This window comes from Streptomyces sp. NPDC001068 (assembly GCF_042897315.1).
In the GTDB taxonomy this organism is placed as follows: domain Bacteria; phylum Actinomycetota; class Actinomycetes; order Streptomycetales; family Streptomycetaceae; genus Streptomyces.
The window spans coordinates 817,876-843,450 of record NZ_JBIAYD010000001.1 but is presented as its reverse complement, the minus strand read 5'-3'; the positions used below and the strand labels follow the sequence as shown (position 1 = coordinate 843,450).

Here is a 25,575-nt window from a genome sequence, read left to right as displayed (position 1 = left end):
ATGGCGTCGTGCGGCCATCATGGCAGTGGCGCTGCCGCTGGTGATCTCAGTGGCAGTACTGGCTTACGCGTGGCCCGCCGCGCGCATCGCCCCACGTGACCTGCCGGTGGGGATCGTCGGTACGAGCACGGCGAGCCAGGCCGCGGTCGAGGGGCTGGCGCACGGCAAGCCGGGCGCCTTCGACTTCCGCCTCTACTCCGACGAGGCGTCGGCGCGGACCGCCATCAGGAACCGGGACGTCTACGGCGCCTTCGCCGTCAGGCCCGGCAGCATCACCGTGCTGGAGTCGACCGCCGCGAGCCCCACCGTCGCCCAGCTGCTGGACAACACGGGCCGGCAACTGGCCGCCCGGGCCTCCGCGGCGGCCGCGAAGCGTGCCGCCGCCAAGGCCGCGGCGGAAAGGGCGGCCCAGCCCGCCCACGACAAGTCCACGGGCGCCGGGCACGGCAAGTCCGCAGGCGCCGACAAGGGCGGGTCCGGGAAGGCCGGCAAGGGCGGGTCCGCCGTCGGCAAGGACGGGTCCGGGAAGGCCGGCTCCGGCGCCGTCAAGGCGGCACACATCCACGTGAAGACCGTGGATGTCGTCCGGATCTCGGCGGACGACCCCCGGGGCGCGGTCTTCAGCTCGTCGCTCCTGCCGATGACGATCTGCAGCATCATCATCGCCCTGGTCGTCGCGTTGACACTGCGACTGCGACCCGTGGCACGCGTCGTGGTCCTGATCGTGGTGAGCGGGACGGCCGCCCTCGCGGTCTACGTGGTCGCCCAGGGCTTCCTCGGCGCCCTGCCGCACGACCATCTGGCCACCTGGGCCTCCCTGGCGCTCACCGTCCTCGCCATGAGCTCCTTCACCGCGGGGATGATCACGCTGGTGGGATCCAGGGGACTCGGGCCGAGCGCGGCGCTGATGGTGTTCGTCGGCAACCCGTTCGCCGGCAGCACGTCCGCACCCGAACTGCTGCCCACGGCGGTCCATGACATCGGCCAGTGGCTGCCGCCGGGCGCCGGCGCGAGCCTCGTGCGCGGTACGGCCTACTTCGACGGCAACGGCAGCGCGGCCCACGTGGCAGTCCTGGTCCTGTGGAGCGTGCTCGGGCTGACAGCCGTCCTGTTCGGTCACCATGTGTACCCCCTCACGAGGGTGCCCGTCGGCGACGGCGCGAGGGCGGGGTCCGGGGATCCGGCTCCCGAGGCCGCGACGCCGGGCGTGCGGCCGTCCGCCGAGGTGGACTCGGTCACGCCGGTACGCGTCGGGACGCACGAGCACTCGCACGCCCGGCACGCCGCCGGCGCGTGATCCGGCCTTCGGGTCGGGCGGGCGCGGGTGTCCGCCCGACCGGCCCGGGTCCCGGGGCGCGGCCGGATCGCTGCTTTCGAGGCGCCGGTGCCACGGGAACCCCGACTCCCGGCATCCCGCTTCTGGTCAACGGGCCCGGCGTCAATCATCCTGGGGTGATCCGTTCGGTACCCCGTGACACGGGGCGCCGTCCGGGTGCGATGAGCCCCTGGGGCGTCCCGACCGGAACCGGGGCGCCCCAGGTCCGAACGCCGTAGCGGTGTAACGGCACAACGGCGTACGGTCCGGCTCGGGTGGCTCGGGTGGCTCGGGTGGCTCGGGTGGCTCGGGCGCAGGTGCGAAGGCCGGTTCGAGGGTCGGTTCGAGCGAGGAAAGGCGACGATGGAGCTGCCCGCCGGGGACCACGGTCCGAGCCCGCTCACCGGCTACACCCGCGCCCACTGGGAGGCCGCGGCCGACGCCCTGCTCGCCGCCGTAGAGCCGTACGCCACCCCGGACCGCGCCCTCTACCACCTCCCCGGCGACCGCCGGAGCTGGTCGGGCCGCCTCTCGGACGGCCTGGAGGGCTACGCCCGCACCCTGCTCCTCGCGGCCTTCCGCCGGGACGAGACCGTCCTCCAGCGCTACGCGGACGGGCTCGCGGCCGGCGTGTCGGGTGTCTGGCCGCGCGTCGAGGACCGGAGCCAGCCGCTGGTCGAGGCGGCCTCCGTGGCCCTCGCCCTGCGGCTGACCCGCCCGCTGCTGTGGGACCGGCTCGACGACGGGGTGCGACAGCGGGCCGCGGCCTGGCTCACCGACGCGCTCACCGCCGAACCCTGGCCCTGCAACTGGGAGTTGTTCCCGGTCACGGTCGGCGGGTTCCTCGCCGAGGTCGGCCACGAGCCCGCGGCCGCGCACCGGGCGGTCGACCGCGGGCTGGCCCGTATCGAGGAGTGGTACACCGGCGACGGCTGGTACACCGACGGCGACGGCCGTAAGTACGACTACTACAACGGCTGGGCGATGCACCTGTACCCGGTGCTGCACGCGTGGCTGGCGGACGACGAGAAGCTGCTCGACCTGTACGGCGGCCGCCTCGAACGCCATCTCGCCGACTACGCCCGGCTGTTCGGGGGCGACGGCGCGCCCATGCACCAGGGGCGCTCGTTGACCTACCGCTTCGCGACCACGGCCCCGCTCTGGCTGGGCGCGCTCACCGGACGCACACCGCTGTCCCCCGGGGAGACCCGGCGGCTGGCTTCCGGGGCGCTGAAGTACTTCCTGGACCGGGGCGCGCTGGACGAGCGCGGCCTGCTGACCCTCGGCTGGCACGGACCCGACCCCGCCGTCCTCCAGGGATATTCCGGCCCGGCCTCCCCGTACTGGGCGAGCAAGGGCTTCCTCGGCCTGCTGCTCCCCGCGGAGCACGAGGTGTGGACGGCCGCCGAGGAGCCGGGCCCGGCCGAGCGCGCCGACGCGGTCACCCCGGTCGTTCCGGCCAACTGGCTTCTGCAGTCCACCAGTTCGGACGGGGTGGTGCGGCTCCACAACCACGGCAGCGAGGACGTTCGCTGGGACCCGTACTACACCCGGCTCGGCTATTCGACCGTGACGTGGCCGGTCCCCTCGTACGACAACAGTGTGTTTCTCGGCGGTGATCCGAGCCGTACGGACATCGAACCGCTGGGCGTCGGAGAGGGCTGGGCGGCCTCCCGGCACACGGCCGCCGCGGGGGCTCGCGTGACGAGTGCGGTACTGGTGCGCGGGGCCGTCGAGGTGCGGGCCTTCCTGGTGACCGGGGCGCGGCCGCGGACGCCGGTACGGGTGACCGGGTGGGCCGCGCGGGACGGGCTCCGTGCCGAGCTGCTGCCCGCGGTGGGCCTCGACTCCACGCTGACCGGGGCCACGGGGGAGGGGGCGACCCTGTTCGTCGCGCTGAGCCGGCTCACCGGGGAGCCGCAGCCGGTGGCCCTGGGGGAGACGGTGACCGTGCGTGCCGAAGGGGACCGGGAACTGACCGTCGCGTGGGCCGGCGGGCCGGGTCTGCGGGTCCGGTGGCCGGGCGGCACGGTGGCCGTGGAGCACATCGCGCCGGCCTGACCGGTCAACGGGAGGCGGCCGCCCCGCGGCCGGGGCGAACCCCGTTGCGCTGCCCCACGGACCGCAGCGCGCCCTCCAGGGCGAAGGTGGCCGCGCCCAGGCAGACCGGGTCGGTCGGGATGGGGGAGAGGACGATCTCGGTGGCGGCGAACGGCCGTCCGAGCGCATGCCGGCGGACGGCCTCGCGGACCTCCTCGAGCAGCGGTTCGCCGAGCCTGCGGGCCACCCAGCTGCTGAGCACCACCAGTTCGGGGTTGAGCAGGTTGACCAGGTTGGCGATCCCGGCGCCGATGTACCGGGCGGTGTCGCGCACCACCCGGACCGCGTCCGGGTCGCCGTCCGCCACCCCTCGGGCCAGCGCCTCGACGGTGGCGGTCTGGTCGTCGGGGTGCAGCAGCGGGCTGTTCGGGCTCGACTCGCTCAGGTTCAGCATGATGCCGGGCGCGCCGACGTAGGTCTCCACACAGCCGTGGTTGCCGCAGTGGCAGGGGCGCCCGTCCAGGACGAGGGTGGTGTGCCCCCATTCACCGGCGCTGTTGCTGACGCCCCGGTGCAGTCCGCCGCCGAGGGCGAGCCCGGCGCCGACCCCGGTGCCCAGGTTCACCACCACGGTGTCGCCGCGTCCGCGCGCCGCCCCGAACCACTGCTCGGCCACCGCGCAGGCGCGCAGCGGGTTGTCCAGATGTACGGGAGGGGCCACGTGTTCGCGGAGCAGGTCCAGCAACGGCACGTCGTGCCAGTCCCAGTTGGGCGCGTACTCGGCGACCCCGGAGTCCCGGTCCACCTGCCCCGGCACGCTCACCCCGACACCCAGTACCCGGGCGCCCTCCACCCCGGCCCGGGCGACCACCGAGCCGACGGCGGCGGCGACATGGCTCACCACCCGCCGGGGCCGGTGCTCGCCGGGGCGCATGTCCTCGTCGGCGCGGGCCAGTACGTTCAGGGCGAGGTCGAACAGCTCGACGTGGACGTACGTCTCCGCGATGTCGACGCCGATGAGCGCGCCCCCCGAGGCGTTGACCGCGACGAGTCCCCGGGGCCGTCCCCCGGCCGAGTCCTCGAAGCCGACCTCCGTGATCATCCGCAGGTCGAGCAGCTCGCCGACCAGCGTCGCGACGGTGGCCAGACTCAGCCCGGTGACGGACGCGAGCTCCTGCCGTGAGGTGGGAGACTCGGCGATGATGTGCCGCAGCACCTCGTAGCGGTTCGCGGTGCGTATGTCACGTGATGTGTGCTTCACGCGGGGCAAGGCTATGGGCTGCGGCAGGATTTCGACAAGGTATTAGGAAAAGGGCTTTATTAAGTCCGCGGGACCGGCTCGCTCACAGCGCCAGCGCGTCGCGGACGAAGGAGTTGGCGAACTTCCCCTCCGGGTCCAGGTCCTGGGCCAGCGCACGGAAGTCGGCCAGCCGCGGATAGCGGTCGCGGAGCACCTCGCCGGGAACGCCGTGCACCTTGCCCCAGTGCGGACGCGGCTCGAACGGCGTCAGCACCTCCTCCAGGAGTGCCACCGCGGGCTGTACGGCCGCCAGGTCGTCGACCCAGGTGAAGTGCAGGGCGACGGAGTCCCGGCCGTGGGCGGGGCTGAGCCACTGCGGGTCCGCGGCGATCGTGCGCACCTCGCAGGTCAGCAGGGCGGGGGAGACCGACCGCCGGACGGCGTCCACCGCGTGCAGCGCCTCGACGGCCGCGGACCGCGGCAGCAGGTACTCCGACTGGAGCTCGTCCCCGCTGCTCGGCGTGAACTCGGCCCGGAAGTGCGGCAGTCGTTCGTGCCACGGTCCCGGCACCCCGAACTGCTCGGTGCAGTTGCCCGCCGGCATCCCCGGTACCGGGTGCATCGCCTCCGTCGCGGGGGCGGCCCAGCCGAAGTCCACGGCGGCCCGGTCGGTGCGCCGCTTCACCCACACCTGCCGGAAGCCCGGCTCACGCCAGTCGGTGAACAGGCTCACGCTGTAACCGGCCCCGGACACGGCGGCGAAGTCCAGCCCCGTCAACGGAAGTTCCACGTACACCGTCTGCGCGACCTCGTACGCCGGTTCCAGGTCGAGGGTGAGCGCGGTGACCACGCCGAGGGCCCCGAGCGAGGTCACGGCGCCCTCGAAACGGGCGTCGCCACGGGTGATCGTCAGCGTCGAACCGTCGGCGAGGAGCAGCTCGACCTCCCGCACGGGCGCCGCGAGCGAGCCGTTGCCCACGCCGGAGCCGTGGGTGCCGGTGGCCACCGAGCCGGCCACCGAGATGTGCGGCAGCGAGGCCATGTTGGGCAGGGCCAGGCCGTACGCGTGGACCGTGCGGGCCAGTTCGGCGTAGCGCACCCCGCCCGCCACCCGGACGGTGCGGGCCGCGGTGTCCACCTCGATCACCGGCGGCAGCCCGGCGATCGAGACCAGCAGGCCCTGCGGGCCCGGGTCGGCGACGTGGTTGAAGGAGTGCCCGCTGCCCAGCACCCGCACCCGGGTGCCGCCCGCGACCAGCGAGCGGAGCGCGTCGAGCGAGTCCGGGCGGTGGAACTCCTTGGCCGTGTACGTGATGTTGCGTGCCCAGTTGGTGACCGTCTGCGCCGGATCCGTCATCGCCGTCGTCCTATCCCTGTCGTGCCGTGCTGTGCCGTGGTGCGCCGAGCTGTGTCCGTGCCGTGTGCGCGCCGGTCGTGCCCGGTGTGCGTGCGTTGACCCTCTCATCCGCCGGGATCTACCGTAGAGACCGGTTGCTGTCCGCGCGCCACCGAGCCGGAAGGTCACCTCCTTGCCCGAGCGTCTTCAGGCGGTGTTCGCCATGACGGCCCGGAACGTGCCGCACGTCTTCCCGCCGGAGGTGCTCGCCAGGCTGCGCGCGTGCGTGGCGATCGACCCCGCCGTGGTGGTGGAGGACCTCGCCGGTCCCGGGGCCCGGGAGGCCCTCGCCCGTGCCGAGGTGCTCGTCACCGGCTGGGGCTGCCCCACCCTCGACGCGGCGGCCCTGGACGCGGCGCCCGCGCTGCGCGCGGTGCTGCACGCGGCCGGCTCGGTCAAGGGCTTCACCACGCCCGAGGTGTGGAAGCGTGGCATCCTCGTCTCCTCGGCCGCCGCGGCCAACGCGCTGCCCGTCGCCGAGTACACCCTCGCGATGATCCTCCTCGCCGGGAAGGACGTCTTCGCCTTCCGCGAGCTGATGCGCGCCCGGCGGGGCCACCCCTACGGAGGCGTCGTCCCCGGCATCGGCAACTTCCAGCGCCGGGTCGGCGTCGTCGGCGCCTCCCACGTCGGCCGCCGTGTCATCGAACTGCTGCGCCCCCACGACCTGGCGGTCGGCCTCACCGACCCGTACGTCGACTCGGCGGCGGCCGCCCGGCTCGGCGTGCCGCTGCTGCCGCTGGACGAACTGCTGCGCACCTCGGACATCGTCACGGTGCACGCCCCCGAGACGCCGCGGACCCACCGGATGGTCGGTGCCCGCGAGCTCGCCCTGATGCCGGACGGCGCGGTACTGATCAACACCGCGCGCGGTTCGCTGGTCGACCACGACGCGCTCGCCGCGGAGCTGCGCACCGGCCGGCTGGCCGCGGTCCTCGACGTCACGGACCCCGAGCCGCTGCCCGCCGACTCCCCGCTCTTCGACCTCCCCAACGCCTTCCTCACCCCGCACCTGGCCGGCTCGCAGGGCAACGAGCTGGCGCGGCTCGGCCTGACCGTCGTGGCGGAGGCCGAGCGGCTGGCGGCCGGCGAGGGCCTGCGGTACGGGGTCGACCACACGGTCCTCGAACGGACCGCCTGAGGACCCGTCCCGGCCTCCGTCAGGCCCGCGCCGCGTGACCCACGTCCCAGCAGAAGGGGCGAACTATGGCCAAACCGGACGAAACACTCGGTGTGAGGGGACCCGGCACGTCCGGCGAACGAGCGGGGGCATACCGTGAGGAGTCGAACGCCTGAGTCGGAAGGAGACACGGGATGGGCAGCCGTACCGCGCTGGTCGAGGATCTGATGGAGAGGTTCCCGAATGTACCGAGGGAAGCCGTCTTCAAGGAGGACCTGCTCCGGGGCGGTGTCGCCTTCGACCCGTCGGCCCTGAGCGACAACGAGAGCGGCGAGGTCAAGCCGAAGTCGTACTTCATCTTCTCCTTCGACCACGGCACCCTGCCCGAACTGGGCGAGGCCGCGCTGCGCCGGCCGCCGGAGGAGATCATCCTCACGGGCGGCCCGTACGACCTGCGCCGGACCGTCGTGTCGGTGCGGGTGAACCCCGCCTCGCCGTACCGGGTGGCCGCCGACGAGGACGGGCTGCTGGGGCTCTACCTCGACGGCAAGCGGATCGCCGACGTCGGCGTGCCGCCGATGCCGGAGTACTACCGGCACAAGCTGGCCAACGGGAAGTCCGTGATGGAGGTCGCCCCGACCATCCAGTGGGGCTACCTGATCTACCTCACCGTCTTCCGGGTCTGCCAGTACTTCGGCGCCAAGGAGGAGTGCCAGTACTGCGACATCAACCACAACTGGCGCCAGCACAAGGCCGCCGGCCGGCCGTACACCGGCGTCAAGGACGTCGACGAGGTCCTGGAGGCCCTGGAGATCATCGACCGGTACGACACGGCGAAGACCTCCACCGCCTACACCCTCACCGGCGGTGCCATCACCTCCCGCCTGCAGGGCCGTGACGAGGCCGACTTCTACGGCATGTACGCCAAGGCCATCGAGGAGCACTTCCCGAACCGCTGGATCGGCAAGGTCGTCGCCCAGGCGCTGCCGAAGGACGACGTCCAGCGCTTCAAGGACTACGGCGTGCAGATCTACCACCCCAACTACGAGGTGTGGGACGAGTACCTGTTCAAGATGTACTGCCCGGGCAAGGAGCGGTACGTCGGCCGGGACGAGTGGCACAAGCGGATCCTGGACTCGGCAGACGTCTTCGGCGCCCGCAACGTGATCCCCAACTTCGTGGCGGGCGTGGAGATGGCCGAGCCGTTCGGGTTCAAGACCGTCGACGAGGCGATCGCGTCCACCACCGAGGGCCTGCGCTTCTTCATGTCGCACGGCATCACGCCCCGCTTCACGACCTGGTGCCCGGAGCCGACGACCCCGCTCGGCAAGGCCAACCCGCAGGGCGCTCCGCTGGAGTACCACATCCGCCTGCTCCAGGCGTACCGCCAGACGATGGAGGACTTCGGCCTGTCCTCGCCCCCCGGGTACGGTCCGCCCGGCCCCGGCAACGCCGTCTTCTCCGTCAGCTCCTTCATGGACAGCCTGCCCGCGGAGGAACCGACGAAGGTGTGACGCCTCCGGGCGGTGGAGACGGGAGGGCGCCGGCATGCCGCCGGCGCCCTTTCGCGCGTTCCGGGAAGCGCCGAGAGGCTCCTCTCCCCCTCCCGCGGCGACCGCGCTTGCCTCCCGGGCCTTGATATGCGGGGGATCGAGGAGGACGGTGAGTCGGAACGCGGTTGCGGTGCGTATGACAGGGCGGAGTGGTGGGGCACGGCGGACACGAAAGCGTCCACCCGCCGGTCCGCGATCCACGGTGACGCATCCGGCGGCTGCGGGTGGGGGGCCGGGGCGTGGCCCGGCGGCTGAGCACGGCAGATGTGGCGCCGGGGACCGGTGGTGCGGGTGACACGGAGGATCCGTGGCACGACCAACGGTAACCGGATTTGAATATGCCGCTTGTCAGTTGTGCGGAAGACGTGAAAAGCTCGGGTCCTGCCGCGAGGTTCCCCCCAACTCCATTGCCGATGTGGTGAGTTGACCTCGCTTTTGATGCAGGAGACCCATGCCCGACCTGCCGATCCCCCAGGACGCCGCCGAGGCAGCGCTGTTCTCCGAATGCTGGGACGCGGTGCTCTCCTACGCCGACCTGTGCACGTCCGGATCTCTGACGGCCAATCAACTGGCCACCGAGGCCTTCGCCCTCGGCATGCGCGAGGCCCGTGACACGGACCCCACCGCCGCCCGCAGCGGCGGCCGGCGCTCCGCCCGGCTCCCGATGATCCCGCTGCTGCTCACGGCCGTCCGCAACACGGCCGCCGGCTGGGAGTCCGACGGGCACGGCCACAGGCTCGATCCGGACCTCAGACTGTGGCTCAACTCCGAGAAGGCCACCCGGTACGCCGGTCCGCCCCTGCAGCGGCCCGTCGCACTGCGCGGCCTGCGCGACATGCAGGAGGCGGACGCCGCACTGCTGTGGCTGGCCGAGGTGGAGGCGCTGCCGCTGACCTCGGTGGCCCGCCGGCTCGGCCTCGACGCGGCCGTCGCCGCCCAGGAACTGGAACAGGTGCGCGGCCTGTTCCGGGACCGCTGCCACCGTGCGCACCTCGACACGCCCATGGCAGCCGAGTGCCGGAGCTACGCGCGTCTCCTGGACGCCGTCACCCGGTCCGCCGCCGCCGACACGCCCGACGACCTCTCCCGGCACCTCGCCACCTGTGTGCAGTGCGCCGAGGCCGCCGCCTGTCTGCGGCTGCACGGCGGCGGCCTGCCCGCGGCGCTGGCCGGCGGGGTCGTGGGCTGGGGCGGCCTCGCCTACCTGGAGCGCCGCCGCCGCGCGGCCGAGGTACGGCTCGGCGCCGGCCGCCCGGGCGCCGGTGACACCGACGGCGCGGACCCCGCGGAGGGGGCCGGCCGGAGCCGGGTGCTGCGCCACGGACTGCTCGGCGCGGCGGTCCTGATCTCACTGGTGGCGCTCGGCGTGTCGATGATGCCGATGGGCGGCGGCGGTGCCGACGACGCGGCCACCGCCTCCCAGGACGACCGCCAGCCGGTCGCCGACCCCACCTCCGTCCCGCCGCCGTCCACCCGGGCGACCGCGACCCACAGTGCCTCCGCGGCCCCGTCCGCGTCCGCCACCCCGACCGGGCCGGCCGGCGGCAACCCCGACCCGGAGCCCCAGGGCACCTCCACCGCCCCGGCGAGCACCGGCGGCCGGACCACCGGCCCCGCCTCGCCGTCCCCCACGCCGACGCCCACGCACTCCGCGGCGGGCACCTGCCGGGTCGCCTACGACCTGGTCAACCAGTGGACCAACGGCTTCCAGGCCACCGTCACCGTCACCACCACCCAGGCCCTGTCCGGCTGGCGGGTCCAGTGGGACTTCCGGGACGGCCAGAAGGTCACCCAGATGTGGGACGCCAACGTCAGTCAGAGCGGCGGCCGGGTCAGCGCGGCCTCAGCCTCCTACAACCAGTCGGTCGCCCCGAACGGCACCCTCTCCTTCGGGTTCCTCGGCACCTGGAGCGGCAGGAACTCCGCGCCGTCCGGCTTCACGCTGAACGGCGACTCCTGCTCGACCGGTTGACCGGTACGGGCACTGCGTACGGCGGCCGGCCGGACCCCGGAGTGCGGGCCCGGCCGGCCGTCGGAAACCCGTCAGACCGGGTCGCCGGAACCCGGTGTCAGCACTGCGACTTGTAGAAGTACTTGCTGACCGACGCGTCGTCCATGTTGTCCTTGGTGATCGCCACCATGTCGGTGCCGATCGTCTTGCTCACCGACTTGCCCTCGAACGAGTCGGCGAGCTGGTCCACCGCCTGCCTGCCGATCGACGCGGGGTCCTGGGCGACCAGCACCTGGAGGGTGCCCGCCTTCAGCGCGGCGACCTCGTCGGGCTCGGCGTCGAACGCGGCCACCTTCACCTTGCCCTGCTTGCCGGCCTGCTTCAGACCGGTGGCGATGCCCGTGCCGGTGTTGGTGTTGCCCGCGAACGCCCCGCCCAGGTCCGGGTGGGCGGCGAGGGTCGACTGGATCTGGGAGGCCGCGGTGGCGGGCAGGTCGTTGTCGTAGAGCGTCGGCAGCACCTTGATGCCCGGGTACTTGCCCATCTCCTCGGTGAAGCCCTTGATCCGGGCGTCCGTCGTCGACACACCGGGCTTGACGCTGATGACGACGACCGAACCCTTCTCGTTCATCAGCTTGGCCAGCGCGTCCGCGGCCACCCGGCCGCCCTTCTCGTTGTCCGAGGAGATCCGGGTGATCCCGACCGAGTCGTCGCTCACCGTCGTGTCCACCAGCGCCACCTTGGTGCCCGCGGACTGGATCTGCTTGAGCGAGGGGGTCAGCGCGCTGGTGTCCACCGGCGAGATCAGCAGCCCGTCGGGCCGGGCCGCCGCCACCGAGTCCAGGAGCGGACGCTGCACCGACACGTCCCACTGCGCGGAACCGTCGGCGGTGAAGTCCATCCCCTTGGCCTTGGCCTCCTGCTGGGCGGCACAGGTCATGGTGATGTAGAAGGGGTCGCTCTTCACCCCGGTGATCAGCCGCACCTTCTTGCCCTTGGCGCCGCCCGAACTCCCCGAGCCGCCACCGTCGTCCGACGAGCCGCATGCCGAGGCCGCGCCGAGGGCCAGCACCGTGCCCACCGCGACCAGCAACCCGCGCCTGCTGCGAATGCTCCTCATCACAGAGTTCTCCTTGTCCTACGCGAACGAGTCGTCCCGCGCGATCGAGTTGTGCCGTGCGATCGAGTTGTCCTGTGCGATCGGGTTGTGCCGTGCCAGGCGGTCGTGCCCGACGGCGTCACGCGCGTTCCCGGGTCTTCCTGCGCATCTGGTCGACGTAGACCGCCACGACCAGCACCACGCCCACCGCCACGTCCTGCCAGTACTGCTGGACGCCGATCACGATCAGCCCGGTGGTCAGCACCGCCGGGATGAACACGCCGATCACCGTGCCCAGCACCGAACCCCGGCCGCCGAACAGGCTGGTGCCGCCCAGCACCACCGCGGTGATCACCTTGAGGTTGTCCGTAGAGTGCCCGGCGATCGACGTCGTGCCGTACGAGGCCAGCCACATCACCGCGCCCAGCCCGGCGAGCAGCCCCATCAGGCCGTACACCTTCACCAGTTGGCGGCCCACCGGAATGCCCGCCCGCCGGACGGCCGTCGGGTTCGACCCGATCGCCAGGGTGTGCTCGCCGAACCGGGTCGTGGCCAGCACCGCGCCGAAGATCGCGGTCACCACGGCGGCCAGGATCACCATCCAGGGGATCCCCAGCAGCTTGCCGAAGCCGAGGCTGTTCTGCAGATGCGTGGAGGCCGCGCCCGCCGGGTCCTGGCCACCGGTGGCGAGTTCGGCGATGCCCAGCGCGGCACCGAGCCCGCCCAGGGTCACGATCAGCGGCGGCACCTTGCCGCTGGCGACCACCAGGCCCTGCAGCGCGCCCCAGGCCGTGCCCACGGCCAGCGCGATCACGACACAGAGCGCGACCGTGCCCCAGCCCGACGCCGGCCCGCCGTGGTGGATGTTGAACTCGCCCGCCGCCACCGCTGCCAGTACCAGCACCGACCCGATCGACAGGTCGATGCCCGCCGTGATGATCACGAACGTCATGCCGACGCCGAGCACCAGGTAGATGGCCGCGTTCACGGCGATCTGGGTGATGTCGTACGTGGTGAAGAACTTGCCAGGCGCCGCGATGGTGAAGAACACCACCAGCGCCAGGAGGATCACGAAGGTCCACAGTTCGTTGAGCGTCGCCGCGCGCCGCAGCCAGTCCGGCATCCCCGCACGGCCGCCCGCGGCCACGGGCACCTTCTCGCTCTCGGCCGTCATCGTGCGCCCTCCGCTTCCTTGCCGCCGAGCGGTCCGTCCAGGGACCCGGTCATCGCCCCGACGAGTTCCTCGATCGTGGTGTCCGCCGCGGTGTACGACGCGACGCGCCGGCCCAGCCGCAGCACCTCCACCCGGTCCGCCACCGACAGCACCTCGGGCATGTTGTGGCTGATGAGCACCACGCAGATGCCCCGGTCGGCGACCCGGCGGACGGTCTCCAGGACCCGGGCCCGCTGAACCACCCCCAGGGCGGCGGTCGGCTCGTCCATGAAGATCACCTTGTTGGCGAAGGCGACCGCCCGGGCCACCGCGACGGACTGCCGCTGACCTCCAGACAACGTTGTCACAGCAGCGGTGACATCCTTGAGCTCCACGCCGAGTTCGGCGAAGGCCCGGACCGCCTCCCGGCGCATCGCGGGCCGGTCGAGCATGCCGATCCGCCCGAGCAGGCCTCCGCGCACGATCTCCCGGCCGAGGTAGAGATTGGCGGCCGCGTCGAGATCCGGCGCGAGCGACAGGTCCTGGTAGACCGTCTCCACGCCGTGCCGCTGTGCGTCCATCGGTCCGGAGAAACGCACCGGTTCGCCGTCCAGGCGGACTTCGCCGCCGTCGGGGGCGAGGACGCCCGACAGGACGTTCACCAGAGTGGACTTGCCGGCGCCGTTGTCGCCGATGAGGGCGACGACCTCGCCGGGGTATGCCGTGAAATCGGCGCCCTGGAGCGCCTGGACGTGGCCGAAACGCTTGACCACGCCATGTGCGGTGAGCAGTGGTTCCCTTGCAGAGGCCATGTTGTGCCTTCTGGTTGGTATCGTTAACAGCTTGGCTGATTCTTGGGGCGCTCGCAGCGGGGTGTCAAGGGTGGTGCAGCCGATCCGGGACCGCGCCGTCCGGCCCTCCAACTCCTTGTATTTGCACGTCTGTTGATATGCCGTCGAGTTGGTAACGTTAACGAGTCGACGCTCAACCGTGACGCAGGTGGAGGACGTGGCGTGGCAGCCACCCGGCCGACCATGAAGGACGTTGCCGCGGAAGCGGGCGTCAGCGCGATGACGGTGTCCCGGGTCGTCAACGGCGATGCGGCCGTCGCCCCGCGCACCGCCGCGCGGGTGGAGGCCGCGGTCCGCAAGCTGGGCTACCAACGCGACGACGTGGCACGCCAGTTACGTCGTACCCACGAACTGAGCCAGACCATAGGGCTGTTGGTCGACGACGTGGCCGACCCCTTCATGGCCGCGGTGGCCTCCGCGGCCGAGGACGTCGCCCGGCAGCGCGGCAGCGTCATGCTGGTCGGCTCCAGCCGCGCCGACCTGCGCCGCGAGCGCGAGGTGATCGCCGCGTTCACCGCCCGCCGGGTGGACGGGCTGATCCTCACCCCGGCCGCGGGCAGCCACCGCTTCCTGCGCCCGGCCCAGGCGCAGGGCACGAAGATCGTGTGCGTGGACCGGGCGGCACCCGGACTGAACGTGGACACCGTGGTGGTCGACAACTTCGGCGCGGTGCGCGAGGCGGTGGGACGGCTGGCGGCGAACGGCCACCGCAGGATCGGGTACCTCGGCGACACCCCGCGGATCTGGACGTTCGGCGAACGCCGGCGGGGCTACCTGGCCGCGCTCGCGGCGGCCGGCGTCACCGCCGACCCGGCACTGGTCAGGGACGGTCTGCGGTCCGGTCCGGCGGCGGCCCGCGCCGTCACCGAGATGCTGGCCCTGCCCGACCCGCCGACGGCCCTGCTGGCCGGCAACGAGATCCTCGCCTTCAGCGCCCTCACCGTCCTCCCGGCCGGCCTGGCGTTCGTCGCCTTCGACGACTTCGCGCTCGCCGCCCGGCTGACCCCGCCCGTCACCGTGATCGCCCAGGACCCGGTCGCCCTCGCCACCAGCGCGGCGCACCTGCTGTTCGCGCGCATCCACGGCGACGCCTCACCACCGCGCACCGTCGTCATGCCCACCCGGCTGATCGAGCGCGGCTCGGGGGAACTGCCGGGCCCGTTCGCCGCGTAGCCGGACCGTCCGGCCGCCGCTCACACCGCGTCCGGGCAACCGCCGCTCACACCGCGTCCGGGCAACCGCCGCTCGCCCCGGTCGGTATGGCACCCGTACCGGCCACCAGGTGCCGAACGCCCGGACCCGCTCTCACGCCCGGCCCGTCGCCCCCGCCGTGGTGGGCCGTTCCGGGCGCTGGGCCGTCGTCCGCCGGGTCAGCATCACCAGCGCCGTGCCCAGTACCAGGCCCACGGCAGGCAGGACGGGGAGCCGGCCGTCGGGTGCGAACCCCCGTACGGCGAAGCGGGCCAGAGCGGCGACGTCCATCGCCAGGCCGAGCCACAGCGGCCAGGCGTGCCGCAGGTCCGCGTCCGGCCCCGTCCGTTCGTACAGCGCCGTCAGCCCGCGTTCCAGGGGCCGGAGCGCGGACACGACGCCGGCCAGGACCACGCCGAGCACCAGCAGCCACGGGATCCGCAGCCCCCACCACGCGGCGGACCCGAGGGCCGGCTCGGGCGCCAGACCGGTGAGGTAGAAGGCGGCCGCGACCACCAGGACCGGCAGCATGTGCCACAGGTAGAGGGTCATGCTGGTGGCCCCCACGGGGCGCACCACGCGCCACACCCGCTCGCGGTCCAGCAGCCGCCGCACCGCCGGCGCGGCGAGCAGACACAGCCCGACCTGGGTCACCACCCACGCCAGCATCGCGGCCGACGGCGGATCGGTGTTGCCGGGGTGCTGCCCGGTCACCAGGATCAGGCTGACCGGGAACGGCCCGAGGACCACGAGCGCGGCGAAGGCCACCGCACCGCCCGCCGCCATCAGGACCGGCACGGGGCGCCGCCGGGTCAGCAGACCGTCCCGCCAGCAGAAGCCCAACTGGTAGGCGACACCCCAGACGAGCACGTAGTTCAGCAGCCCCACGTACGGCGTGTGCACCGCCACCACGAGCACGTCGACGGCCAGCGCGACCACCCCCATCACCACCGGGACGCGCCCGCCCCAGCGCCGGTGCGCCGCGTGCATCGGCGGTGTCAGGGCGCTGAGCAGCAGGTACACCGGCAGGAACCAGAACTGCATGGCCATCGCCCAGCCCACCAGCGAGAGCGTGCCCGCGTCCACGTCCGCCGCCGAACAGACAGCCACGGCGAGCAGCACCAGGCCGCTGTACAGGCCCGTCGGCAGCAGCAGCCGCAGCGCCCGCCGCCCCAGCCACCCGGCGGCCGTCCCCCCGGCCGCCCGGTGCCGCGGCCAGGAACCGCCCGCGGCATGGCCCCCGGCGAGGAAGAACAGCGGCATGATCTGGAAGACCAGGGTCAGCCACTGGGTCCAGTCCACGGTCGCCAGCAGCTCCGGGGCGGTGATCCGTCCACCGGGCTCCCGGACCAGGGCCGTGATCAGCCAGTGGCCGAGGACCACCAGCACGATGGCCCACGCGCGCAGGAAGTCGACGTAACGGTCTCTGCTCATGGCCCGTCATGCTGCCCGCGGCCACGGCGCCGGCATGCCCGGAAGTCCATGCCGCAACCAATCCGTGCCCGGTACGACATCCCCCGCGGCCCGGCACGGCTCCCCGGAGGGCACCGCCACGGCTCCTCGGACGGCACCGCCACGGCTCCTCGACGGCACCGCCCGGAACACAGCCGGAAAAACGGTTGGCGTCCCGGTGGGCGTGCCCTCTAGGGTGAGGTCGCTCGGTGCGGCGGATACGGATTCGCCGCCGCTGTTGGCCGATTGACGCACAGGAGGTGTGACCGATGGCTGTCGTTGCGATGGGCGCTGCCCGTGACCAGAAGTTCATCCATTCCACCTCCGCGGCCACCGGCTGACCTACCCGAATTCCCGGGGCCGCCCTGTGAAGGGTCACCCTTGTCCTCCAGCTCCGCTGCTGTTTTCTCCGCGCTCGCTCCCTACGGCTGGGACGAGACCTGGGCGAAGGAGTTCGCCCCCTACGCCGCCGAAGGCCTGCTGGCCGGGCGGGTCGTCCGCGTCGACCGCGGGCAGTGCGACATCGTCACCGCTGGCGGGCCGCTGCGCGCCGACACGGCGTTCGTCACCCCGCACGATCCGCTGCGGGTCGTGTGCACCGGCGACTGGGTCGCCGTGGAACCCGGCGGCAACCCCCGTTACGTACGCGCGTATCTGCCGCGCCGTACCGCCTTCGTGCGCTCCACCTCCTCCAAGCGCTCCGAGGGGCAGATCCTCGCGGCCAACGTCGACCACGCGATCGTCGCGGTGTCCCTCGCCGTCGAACTCGACCTCGGCCGGATCGAACGGTTCCTGGCGCTCGCCTGGGAGTCCGGGGCCCAGCCGGTCGTGGTCCTCACCAAGGCGGACCTCGTCCCCGACCCGGTGACCCTCGCGCACCTGGTCCAGGACGTCGAGACCAGCGCCCCCGGCGTCCCGGTCCTCACCGTCAGCGCGATGGCGGGGGACGGCCTGGACCTCCTCGTCGCGCTCGTCGGCTCCGGGACGTCCGTCCTGCTCGGCCAGTCCGGCGCGGGCAAGTCCACCCTCGCCAACGCGCTGGTCGGCGAGGACGTGATGGACGTCCGGGCCGCCCGCGACGTCGACGGCAAGGGCCGGCACACCACGACCACCCGCAACCTGCTGGCGCTGCCCGGCGGGGGAGTCCTGATCGACACACCGGGGCTGCGCGGCGTGGGCCTGTTCGACGCCGGTACCGGGGTCGGCCAGGTGTTCTCCGAGATCGAGGAACTGGCCGAGGGGTGCCGGTTCTCCGACTGCGGGCACGAGAGCGAGCCGGGCTGCGCGGTGCGCCTCGCCGTGGAGACCGGTGAGCTGCCCGTACGCCGGCTGGAGAGCTACCGCAAGCTGATGCGGGAGAACCAGTGGATCGTCGCCAAGACGGACGCCCGGCTCCGGTCCGAGATCAAGAAGGACTGGAAGAAGCGGGGGGCGGAAGGCAAGGCGGCGATGGAGGCGAAGCGGGGACGCCTGCGGTAGCGACGCCCGCGGGCACCGTGTCCGATTTCCGCCGGACCTGACGCGTCCGGTCGTCCACACTTGAGTACGTGATGGACGAAGACACCAGGTACGAGGCGGTGCGCAGCCGGGACGGACGGTTCGACGGCGCGTTCTTCTTCGCCGTACGGACCACCGGTATCTACTGCCGTCCCAGCTGCCCCGCCGTCACCCCCAAGCGGCAGAACGTCCGTTTCTTCCGTACCGCCGCCGCCGCGCAGGGCTCGGGGTTCCGGGCCTGCCGACGGTGCCGGCCGGACGCCGTCCCGGGGTCCGCCGAGTGGAACGCCCGCGCCGACGTCGTCGGCCGGGCCATGCGGCTGATCGGTGACGGCGTCGTGGACCGGGAGGGCGTCGGCGGTCTCGCCGGCCGGCTCGGCTACAGCGCCCGCCAGGTGCAGCGGCAGCTCACCGCCGAACTCGGCGCCGGCCCGGTCGCCCTCGCCAGGGCCCAGCGGGCCCACACCGCACGCGTGCTGCTCCAGACCACCGAGCTGCCGGTCACGGAGATCGCGTTCGCGAGCGGATTCGCCAGCGTCCGGCAGTTCAACGACACCGTACGGGCCGTGTACGCCACGACCCCCAGCCGGCTGCGCGAGGCCGCGCCCGGCGGCCGGGGCGCCCGGCGCGGCTCGGCCACCGCCGGGATCCCGCTGCGGCTCGCCCACCGCGGCCCGTACCAGGCCGGCCCCGTCTTCGACCTGCTCGAACACGAGGCCGTGCCCGGCGTCGAGGAGGTCACCGGCACCCCCGGTGCCCGCACCTACCGCCGTACCCTGCGCCTGCCGTACGGTCACGCCCTCGTCGCCGTGGAGGAGGCCACCGGTGCCGCGGCCGGCGGTGCCCGGCCCGGCGGCTGGCTCGACGCCCGGCTGCGGCTGACCGACCCGCGCGACCTGACCACCGCCGTGCAGCGGCTGCGCCGGCTCTTCGACCTCGACGCCGACCCGTACGCCGTCGACGAGCGGCTCGCCGAGGACCCGCGGCTCGCTCCGCTGGTCGCCGCGCGGCCCGGGCTGCGCTCGCCCGGCACGGCCGACCCGGCCGAGGCCGCGGTACGGGCGCTGGTCGGCACCGGCGGCGCCGAGCGGCTGGTCCAGCGGTACGGCAAGGCGCTGGACGCGCCCGCCGGCGGCCTCACCCACCTCTTCCCGGAGCCCGCCGTGCTGGCCGGGGCCGAGCCGGACGGCGGCCTCGGCGCGCTCGCCGCCGCGCTCGCGGACGGCGCCGTACGGCTGGATCCGGGCGTCGACCGGGACGACGCGGAGGCGGCCCTGCGGGCCCTGCCCGGCATGGGACCGGCGGTGGTCGCGGAGATCCGCGTCCGCGCGCTCGGCGACCCCGACGTGGCCGCACCCGGCCTGGACATACCCGAGGACTGGCGGCCCTGGCGGTCGTACGCCGTCCGGCACCTGCTGGTCGAAGGAGAGCTGAGGAACTGATGGGTGACACGTACTGGACACGGATCGCCTCGCCGGTGGGGGAGTTGCTCCTGACGGCGGACCGGGACGGAGCGCTGACCTCGCTGTCCGTCCCCGGGCAGAAGGGCGGTCGTGCCGTCGAGGCGGACTGGCTCGCCGACGCGGGCCCCTTCCGGGCGGCCGAGGAACAGCTCGCCGCCTACTTCGCCGGTGAACTCAAGGAGTTCCGGCTGGAGTCGAGGACCAGCGGCACCGAGTTCCGGGAGCGGGTGTGGAGTGCCCTGGACGATGTTCCGTACGGCGGGACCACGACGTACGGGGAGATCGCCGCGCGGATCGGGGCGTCCAGGATGGCGGTACGGGCGGTCGGCGGCGCGATCGGGGCCAACCCGTTGCTGATCGTGCGGCCCTGCCACCGGGTGATCGGCGCGGACGGGTCGATGACCGGGTACGCGGGCGGACTCGACCGGAAGGTACGGCTGCTGACCATGGAGGGAGCGGTGGGCCTGGGGTGAGGCGCGCCCGTCGGGGCCCGGCCCCCGCGTGAGCGACCGCGCGCGGCCTCCCGCGTGAGCGTCCACGCGCGGGGGCGGCGTGAGCGTCCACGCGCTGAGGCCGCGTGTGCCACCGCGGGGGAGCGCGTGAGTGACCGCGTACTGCCCGCGGCCCGGACGGTCGCGGGGGAGCGCTTGAGCGACCCGGTACTGCCCGCGGCCCGGACGCGTACCGACCGCGTACTGACCGCGGACCGGACGCGCTCCGCGCTACGCGTTCCGCGGCGCAGCTCCGTCGGGCCCGCGCTGCGCCACCCGGGTGGTCCACCGGTCGGGTCGCCGCCGCCGTTCCCCCCGCGTGTGCCACCTTCCCCTCCAGTGGGCCTCACGAAGGGCGGGTGCGGATGCGCAAGGTCGGGCGGGTCCTCGGCGCGGCGCTGCTGATCGCGGTGGGTACGTCGGGGCGGGCCGGTGCGGACACCGGCCCGTCGCCGTGGACGGGGAGCTGGGAGGCCGCGCCCTCCGGTACGGCCCCCGCGGTGCCGGGCGCCGCCTACCGCAACGTGGTCCACCTCAGCGTCGGCGGCGGCGCGGTACGGGTCCGCGTCAGCAACCGGCTGGGCAGCGCGCCGCTACGGCTCGGCGCGGTCACCGTCGCGCTGCGCCGTGGCACCGGCCCGGACGCCGTGCCCGGGTCCATGCGCGCCGCCACCTTCGACGGCGCCCGCACCGCGGTCGTACCGGCCGGGCAGGACCTGGTGAGCGATCCGGTGCCGCTCGCCGTGCCGGCCGCCGCCGATCTCCTGATCACGGTCGAGACCCCGGGCCGCCCCGGCCCCGCCACCTACCACCGGGTCGCGCTCCAGACCGGCTACCTCGCCGCGCACGGTGCCGGCCGGGCCGCCGACGAGCACGGGGACGCGTACACCGGGACCACCGGGAACTGGTACTACGTCACCGGTGTCGACGTGCGCGGTGTGACCCTCGGCAGCGTGGTCGCCTTCGGCGACTCCCTGACCGACGGCAACGGCTCCAGCTTCGGCACCAACCACCGCTGGCCCGACCGTCTCGCGGAGCGGCTGCGCCCCTACCGGATCGGCGTCCTCAACGCCGGGATCTCCGGCAACCGGCTGCTGCTCGACAGCACGGGCGGACCCGGCGCCCTGAGCCGGCTGGACGCCGACGGGCTGGCCCGGGCGGGGGTCAGGACCCTGGTCCTGCTCGAAGGCATCAACGACATCAAGGGCACCCCGGAGGCCACCGACCCCGCCGAGTTCGTGCGGGCGTACCGGACGGTCGTGTCCCGCGCCCATGCCCGCGGGATCCGGGTGGTGGGCGCGACGCTCACCCCCTACGAGGGGTTCAGCGGCTACACCGGGGCCCGGGAGTCCGTACGGCAGCGGGTCAACGCGCTGATCCGCACCGGGCACGTCTTCGACGCCTACGCCGACTTCGACGCCGTCGTCCGCGACCCGGACCGGCCGACGCGGATCAGGCCCGGCTACGACCCCGGCGACCACCTGCACTTCAACGACGCGGGCATGCACGCCCTGGCCGCGGCCGTGCGCCTCGTCGATCTGCTCTGACCCCTCAGCCGCCCCAGACCACCGCCACCAGCCAGCCGGCCGTGATCAGCAGGCAGGCGAACAGCTCCGCCAGCACGCTGGAGCCGCCCGCGTCCATGGTCGTGCGCAGCGCGGCCAGTGCCTCGGCGCGGCGGCCGAGACGGAGGCGTTCGTGCAGGTAGATCCCGGCCATGAAGCCGGGAATCGCGCCGACCACGGGAAGCAGCACGAAGCCGACGACGGCGCCGGTCCCCGCGTACGCGCCCATGCGAGGGGTGGCACCGCTCGCCCGCAGCCGGCGCGGCGGCAGGGTCCAGCGGACCACCTGGGTGAGGAGCAGTACGACCGAGGCGCCGACCAGGACGGCCCAGGCCAGCGGGCGCGGGTCGTACAGTGCCCACCACAGCACCGCGGCCCAGACCAGCCACGAACCCGGTACGCCGGGCACCAGCACTCCGCACAGGCCGAGCACCAGCACGAGGCCGACCAGCAGGAGTTCCCCTGCTCCCATCTGCCCAGAGTGCCGCGCGCGTCAGTCCCGGGCCACCCAGCCCCGCTCGTGGCAGTGCCAGCCCAGTTGCAGCCGGGTCGTCGCCCCGGCCAGCTCCATCAGCCGTTTCACCCGGCGCTGCACGGTCCGCAGGCCGAGGCCGAGCTGTTTGGCCACGCTCTCGTCGGTCAGCCCGGCCAGCAGCAGCGACAGCACCTCCAGATCGGTGCCGTCGGGGGCGTGAGGCCGCTCCTCGGCCACCCCGGAGCCGCCCAGCCGGAGCGGCAGGGCCGTCCGCCACACCGACTCGAACAACTCGGACAGCAGCTCCAGCAGGCCGCTCTCGTGCACCACCAGCGCGGCCGGCTCCGAGGTGTGCGAGGTGAGCGGGACCATCGCGAGGGAGCGGTCCGCCACGACCAGCTTCGTCGGGACCCGGTCCACCACCCGCACCTGTTCGCCGCGGTGCAGCGCGGCGGTCGACTCCGCGGTCCCGCCCGGCAGATCGAGCACCGCGCGCTCCACCACCACCCGGTAGCGCACGCCACGGCCGGCCGCCTGCTCCTCCGCCTCGTTCTCCGTGCCGGAGACCACCACCGGGTTGCCGGTGACCAGTGCGCACACCTCGTCGGCGGCGCCCAGCTGCAGCTGGAGGAAGCGCTGGGCGACGGCCGGGGCGCCGGTCACCACCTCCACCAGGTCGTGCGCCGCCGGTTCGACGGCCGCCGCCCGGTACTCCTCGGCCAGCAGCGCCGCCGCCAGTTCCGCCTTCTCCAGCTCGTGCCGCTGCTGGGCGAGCAGCGCGCCCAGCGCCACCCCGGGCGGCGCCGCCACCCAGCGGCCCGGCCGGGCCGACGACTGTGCCGCGAGGCCGTGCCGCTCCAGGCGGCGCAGCGCCCGCCCGGTGTCCGGTTCGGACAGCGCGAGGCGCCGTGCCAGATCGGGAGCGTCGGCCGCGCCCACCGAGACCAGCGTCCGGTACGCCGACTCGTCCTTCTCGTCCAGACCGAGCGCCGTCAGCATCGACCCGTGTCCCTCCCTCGAAGCCGGGTGCCGTGGCGGGAACCGGCCATGGCGTGAACCCGCCGCGGCATATCATCGCCGAACCGGCGGTCACTCTGCCAAGATCGCGTCACCGCGGCACCCTTCCACGGCATCCGGATCCGCTATCCACGGCCGTTCGCACGGAAGACCCGCCACGGTCGGCTCGCGGCCGACGCCGCCGCGTCCGGCCGCGGAGCGGTGACCCGGGCCCGTGACGCGCGCGGGCGCAGGGGATCCGGGGCCGGGTCACTCAGCTGTCGCCGGGTGGTTCTCCCGTGGGGGGTGGGACCACCCGGCGACTCACACGTGTCACGAGCACCGCCCCTTCCCCGTACGGGTGTTCGGGTTGTCCCCCGCCAGGCCGTTCGACGGCGGCTCGGGTACGGGATTTTCCCGATGCCCCGTTTTCATCCGGCCCCGGCGGTGGACAATTAGGGGCATGAGCCAGCCAGGGGGTAGGCCCACCCGTCATGAGGACGACTGGTGGGGGCAGTTGTACGACAGCTCCACCGAGGACACCGGCTCCACGGCCGCGCCCGATTCCCTGGACGACCGCTTCGCCTCGGCGAAGAACACGGTGACGGGCCAGGACCGCCGAGGAACCCCGGACGACCCGGCCACCACCACGTCCGCACCGCCACCGAACCCGCGCGACGCCGCACCGCCACCGAACCCGCGCGACGCCGCACCGCCACCGAACCCGCGCGACGCCGCACCGCCACCGAACCCGCGCGACCCCTCACGGCCACCGAACCCGCGCGACCCCTCACGGCCACCCAGCCCGCCCGACGCCTCACGGCCACAGAGCCCGCCCGACGCCTCGGACGCACCGGCCCCGCCGTTCCCTTCGGCCGCCCCGCGCCCACCCGGGTCGCCGGCCCAGCCGGGCCCGTCGGCACCTCTGCCGGGCGCGTCGGCATCTCCGCGGGGTTCGTCGGCACCTCCGGCGGCTGGGAGCCCGGGCGGGCCCCCGCCGATGCCGAGCGCCCCGCCCGCGCCGCCCGCTGCGGGAGCGGCGGCCGCTTCCGGCCCGACCGCCCGTTCGGGTGCACCGGCCGGGCCGATCCCGCCGGCCCCGCCCGCGCCCCCGGCCTCGTCCGCGCCCCCGGCCTCGTCCATGCCCCCCGCCCCGTCCGCGCCCCCGGCGCCGCCGGGCCCACCGGCCGATGGCGGACCGTCCGCACCGCTGGCGCGGCCGGGCCCGCTGGTCGCTCCCGGCTCGTCCGCACCTCCGACCCCGTCCGCACCTCCGACCCCGTCCGCACCTCCGACCCCGTCCGCACCTCCGACCCCGTCCGCACCTCCGGCCTCGTCCGTGCCCCCGGCGCCGTCGGGCTCACCGGTCGCTTCCGGTGCGGCGGTGCCGCCGGGCGCGCTTCCGGCTCCGCCCGACGCCGGCGCCGCCGGGGCACCCGCGGTCGCGGGGCCGCCGACCCTGCCGGTGGCACCGAGGCCGCTCGGGGCGGCGACAGCAGCCGGGTGGGGGCCGGCGGGCGGTTCCGTCGTCCCGCCGGGCGTGGTGGCACCGCCGAGCGTGCCGGTGCAGCGCACACCGGGTGAGGACACCGCCGGCGCCCGCAAACCCTGGCCGTGGGACGTGGCGGATCCGGAGTTCCCGGACACCGGGGACGACGCCTGGGCCGCCAGGCCCCCCGCCACCCGCGGCGACCCGGTCGTCCCGGACTCCGCCGTGGAGTACGTCGGTTCCGGCCCGCCCACCTACGACCCCGAACCGACCGCCCTGCCCGCCGCCGACCCCGACGGGCTGGACGACCTGGTCGCCGACACCGTCCTGGACGGCGCCCGCTACGGCACCTGCACCCTGCGGGCCGTCTCCCAGCGCGGCGACTCCGCCCGCTACCGCGGCGAACCGCGCCGCGACGCCCTCCTCACCGCCCGGTTCGGCTCGGGCGACCAGGCGCTGCTCCTGGTCGCGACGGCCACCGGCGCCCGGGCCACCCCCGGCGCCCACCGGGCCGCCGCCGAGGTCTGCGAGTGGATCGCCCGCGCGGTGGGCCGCAGCCACCAACGGCTCACCGAGGACATCCAGGCCGCCCGGCGCGGCGACCTCAAGTCCGGACTGCACCGGCTCACCGACCGCAGCCTCGGCAGGCTCCGCGCGAGCGCCGCCGAACAGGGCGTCCCCGCCGACGAGCACGCGGCCAGCCTGCGCTGCCTGCTCGTCCCGGCCCACCCCCAGTGCCGTACCCGGGTGTTCTTCGGCGTCGGCGACGGCGGGCTGTTCCGGCTCCGGGACGGCGAGTGGCAGGACATCGAACCGCAGGCCGGCACCGACACGGTCGGCGAGCCCGTGGTCGGCTACGGTTCGCCGCCCGCGGAGACCCCGGAGGGCGACCGGCTCACCATGGACCTCGGCATCCCCACCCCGCCGAGCCCCTACGAACCGGCGCCCGAACCACCCCGCGCGCCCTTCCTCTTCCGGGCCTCGGTAGCCCGCCCGGGTGATGCCCTGGTGATGTGCAGCGGCGGCCTCGCCGACCCGCTGCGCGGCGAACCCGCCCTGTGCGCCTATCTGGCCAGGCGCTGGTCCGGCCCCACCCCGCCGGGGCTCGCCGCGTTCCTCGCGGACACCCAGGTGCGGGTGAAGGGATACGCCGACGACCGTACGGCGGCCGTCGTCTGGGAGGCGTGACACCGGTCCCTGTGCGTGGATGGGAGGTATTCGCCGGGAGGCATCCGCGT

General features: G+C 73.9%; 19 protein-coding genes. 11 read left to right on the top strand and 8 right to left on the bottom strand.

The window, feature by feature from the left end:
• Window positions 1–49: 49 nt before the first annotated feature.
• Both ACFY3I_RS03670 and ACFY3I_RS03665 read left to right on the top strand, forming a co-directional pair.
• Window positions 50–1,297 (top strand): hypothetical protein, encoded by a 1,248-nt coding sequence (locus ACFY3I_RS03670; RefSeq protein WP_390859163.1) that lies wholly within the window; start codon window positions 50–52, stop codon window positions 1,295–1,297.
• A gap of 381 nt (window positions 1,298–1,678) precedes the next feature.
• Window positions 1,679–3,376 carry a DUF2264 domain-containing protein gene (locus tag ACFY3I_RS03665; protein WP_390859162.1) on the top strand — a complete coding sequence of 566 codons (1,698 nt, stop codon included), beginning with the start codon at window positions 1,679–1,681 and terminating at the stop codon, window positions 3,374–3,376.
• A gap of 4 nt (window positions 3,377–3,380) precedes the next feature.
• Here the strand turns inward: ACFY3I_RS03665 and ACFY3I_RS03660 are convergent, their stop codons facing one another.
• A complete protein-coding gene (locus ACFY3I_RS03660; RefSeq protein ID WP_390859161.1) occupies window positions 3,381–4,616 on the bottom strand; it encodes an ROK family transcriptional regulator in 1,236 nt (411 codons plus the stop codon).
• An 82-nt stretch (window positions 4,617–4,698) separates the two neighbouring features.
• Window positions 4,699–5,952, bottom strand: coding sequence for an FAD-binding protein (locus ACFY3I_RS03655; protein WP_365291922.1), 1,254 nt, complete (start codon window positions 5,950–5,952; stop codon window positions 4,699–4,701).
• Between the two features lie 172 nt (window positions 5,953–6,124).
• Here ACFY3I_RS03655 and ACFY3I_RS03650 point away from each other — a divergent pair, with 172 nt between their 5' ends.
• From ACFY3I_RS03650 to ACFY3I_RS03640, 3 genes are all read left to right on the top strand, one after another.
• Window positions 6,125–7,132 (top strand): hydroxyacid dehydrogenase, encoded by a 1,008-nt coding sequence (locus ACFY3I_RS03650; RefSeq protein WP_390859160.1) that lies wholly within the window; start codon window positions 6,125–6,127, stop codon window positions 7,130–7,132.
• A gap of 173 nt (window positions 7,133–7,305) precedes the next feature.
• A complete protein-coding gene (locus tag ACFY3I_RS03645; RefSeq protein ID WP_365291918.1) occupies window positions 7,306–8,625 on the top strand; it encodes a radical SAM protein in 1,320 nt (439 codons plus the stop codon).
• A 490-nt stretch (window positions 8,626–9,115) separates the two neighbouring features.
• Window positions 9,116–10,636 carry a cellulose binding domain-containing protein gene (locus tag ACFY3I_RS03640; RefSeq protein ID WP_390859159.1) on the top strand — a complete coding sequence of 507 codons (1,521 nt, stop codon included), beginning with the start codon at window positions 9,116–9,118 and terminating at the stop codon, window positions 10,634–10,636.
• A 97-nt stretch (window positions 10,637–10,733) separates the two neighbouring features.
• On the opposite strand, the gene ACFY3I_RS03635 is transcribed toward ACFY3I_RS03640, so the two are convergent.
• The 3 genes from ACFY3I_RS03635 to ACFY3I_RS03625 all read right to left on the bottom strand — a co-directional run bounded on the left by ACFY3I_RS03635 (window position 10,734) and on the right by ACFY3I_RS03625 (window position 13,679).
• Window positions 10,734–11,735: an ABC transporter substrate-binding protein gene (locus ACFY3I_RS03635; protein WP_390859158.1), complete on the bottom strand. Its 1,002-nt coding sequence runs from the start codon at window positions 11,733–11,735 to the stop codon at window positions 10,734–10,736.
• A gap of 118 nt (window positions 11,736–11,853) precedes the next feature.
• Entirely contained in the window at window positions 11,854–12,888 is a 1,035-nt protein-coding gene (locus ACFY3I_RS03630; protein ID WP_390859157.1) for an ABC transporter permease, read from the bottom strand.
• Window positions 12,885–13,679 carry an ATP-binding cassette domain-containing protein gene (locus ACFY3I_RS03625; protein WP_365291911.1) on the bottom strand — a complete coding sequence of 265 codons (795 nt, stop codon included), beginning with the start codon at window positions 13,677–13,679 and terminating at the stop codon, window positions 12,885–12,887. The genes ACFY3I_RS03630 and ACFY3I_RS03625 overlap by 4 nt, the downstream gene beginning before the upstream one ends.
• A gap of 201 nt (window positions 13,680–13,880) precedes the next feature.
• Between ACFY3I_RS03625 and ACFY3I_RS03620 the strand changes: the two genes are divergently transcribed.
• Window positions 13,881–14,891, top strand: a complete 1,011-nt coding sequence (locus ACFY3I_RS03620; protein WP_365291909.1) for a LacI family DNA-binding transcriptional regulator — start codon at window positions 13,881–13,883, stop codon at window positions 14,889–14,891.
• Window positions 14,892–15,023: 132 nt separating this feature from the next.
• Here ACFY3I_RS03620 and ACFY3I_RS03615 read toward each other — a convergent pair whose 3' ends face one another.
• Complete coding sequence (locus ACFY3I_RS03615) at window positions 15,024–16,343, bottom strand: acyltransferase (RefSeq protein WP_390859156.1); 1,320 nt, start codon at window positions 16,341–16,343, stop codon at window positions 15,024–15,026.
• 399 nt (window positions 16,344–16,742) lie between these two features.
• On the opposite strand from ACFY3I_RS03615, the gene rsgA reads away from it, so the two are divergent.
• The 4 genes from rsgA (at window position 16,743) to ACFY3I_RS03595 (ending at window position 21,359) form a co-directional block, all read left to right on the top strand.
• On the top strand, window positions 16,743–17,840 hold the full coding sequence (rsgA, locus tag ACFY3I_RS03610; protein WP_365291906.1) for a ribosome small subunit-dependent GTPase A: 1,098 nt from the start codon (window positions 16,743–16,745) through the stop codon (window positions 17,838–17,840).
• Window positions 17,841–17,911: 71 nt separating this feature from the next.
• Window positions 17,912–19,300 (top strand): bifunctional transcriptional activator/DNA repair enzyme AdaA, encoded by a 1,389-nt coding sequence (locus ACFY3I_RS03605; protein ID WP_390859425.1) that lies wholly within the window; start codon window positions 17,912–17,914, stop codon window positions 19,298–19,300.
• The gene (locus tag ACFY3I_RS03600) at window positions 19,300–19,794 is read left to right on the top strand and encodes a methylated-DNA--[protein]-cysteine S-methyltransferase (RefSeq protein WP_390859155.1); all 495 of its coding nucleotides are present in this window, start codon (window positions 19,300–19,302) and stop codon (window positions 19,792–19,794) included. The genes ACFY3I_RS03605 and ACFY3I_RS03600 overlap by 1 nt, the downstream gene beginning before the upstream one ends.
• A gap of 383 nt (window positions 19,795–20,177) precedes the next feature.
• Window positions 20,178–21,359 (top strand): SGNH/GDSL hydrolase family protein, encoded by a 1,182-nt coding sequence (locus ACFY3I_RS03595; RefSeq protein ID WP_390859154.1) that lies wholly within the window; start codon window positions 20,178–20,180, stop codon window positions 21,357–21,359.
• A gap of 4 nt (window positions 21,360–21,363) precedes the next feature.
• Here the strand turns inward: ACFY3I_RS03595 and ACFY3I_RS03590 are convergent, their stop codons facing one another.
• Entirely contained in the window at window positions 21,364–21,849 is a 486-nt protein-coding gene (locus ACFY3I_RS03590; RefSeq protein WP_390859153.1) for a DUF456 domain-containing protein, read from the bottom strand.
• Window positions 21,850–21,870: 21 nt separating this feature from the next.
• Window positions 21,871–22,851 (bottom strand): helix-turn-helix domain-containing protein, encoded by a 981-nt coding sequence (locus ACFY3I_RS03585; protein ID WP_390859152.1) that lies wholly within the window; start codon window positions 22,849–22,851, stop codon window positions 21,871–21,873.
• Between the two features lie 1,462 nt (window positions 22,852–24,313).
• On the opposite strand from ACFY3I_RS03585, the gene ACFY3I_RS03580 reads away from it, so the two are divergent.
• A complete protein-coding gene (locus ACFY3I_RS03580) occupies window positions 24,314–25,525 on the top strand; it encodes a protein phosphatase 2C domain-containing protein (protein WP_390859151.1) in 1,212 nt (403 codons plus the stop codon).
• The last annotated feature ends 50 nt before the right edge of the window (window positions 25,526–25,575 follow it).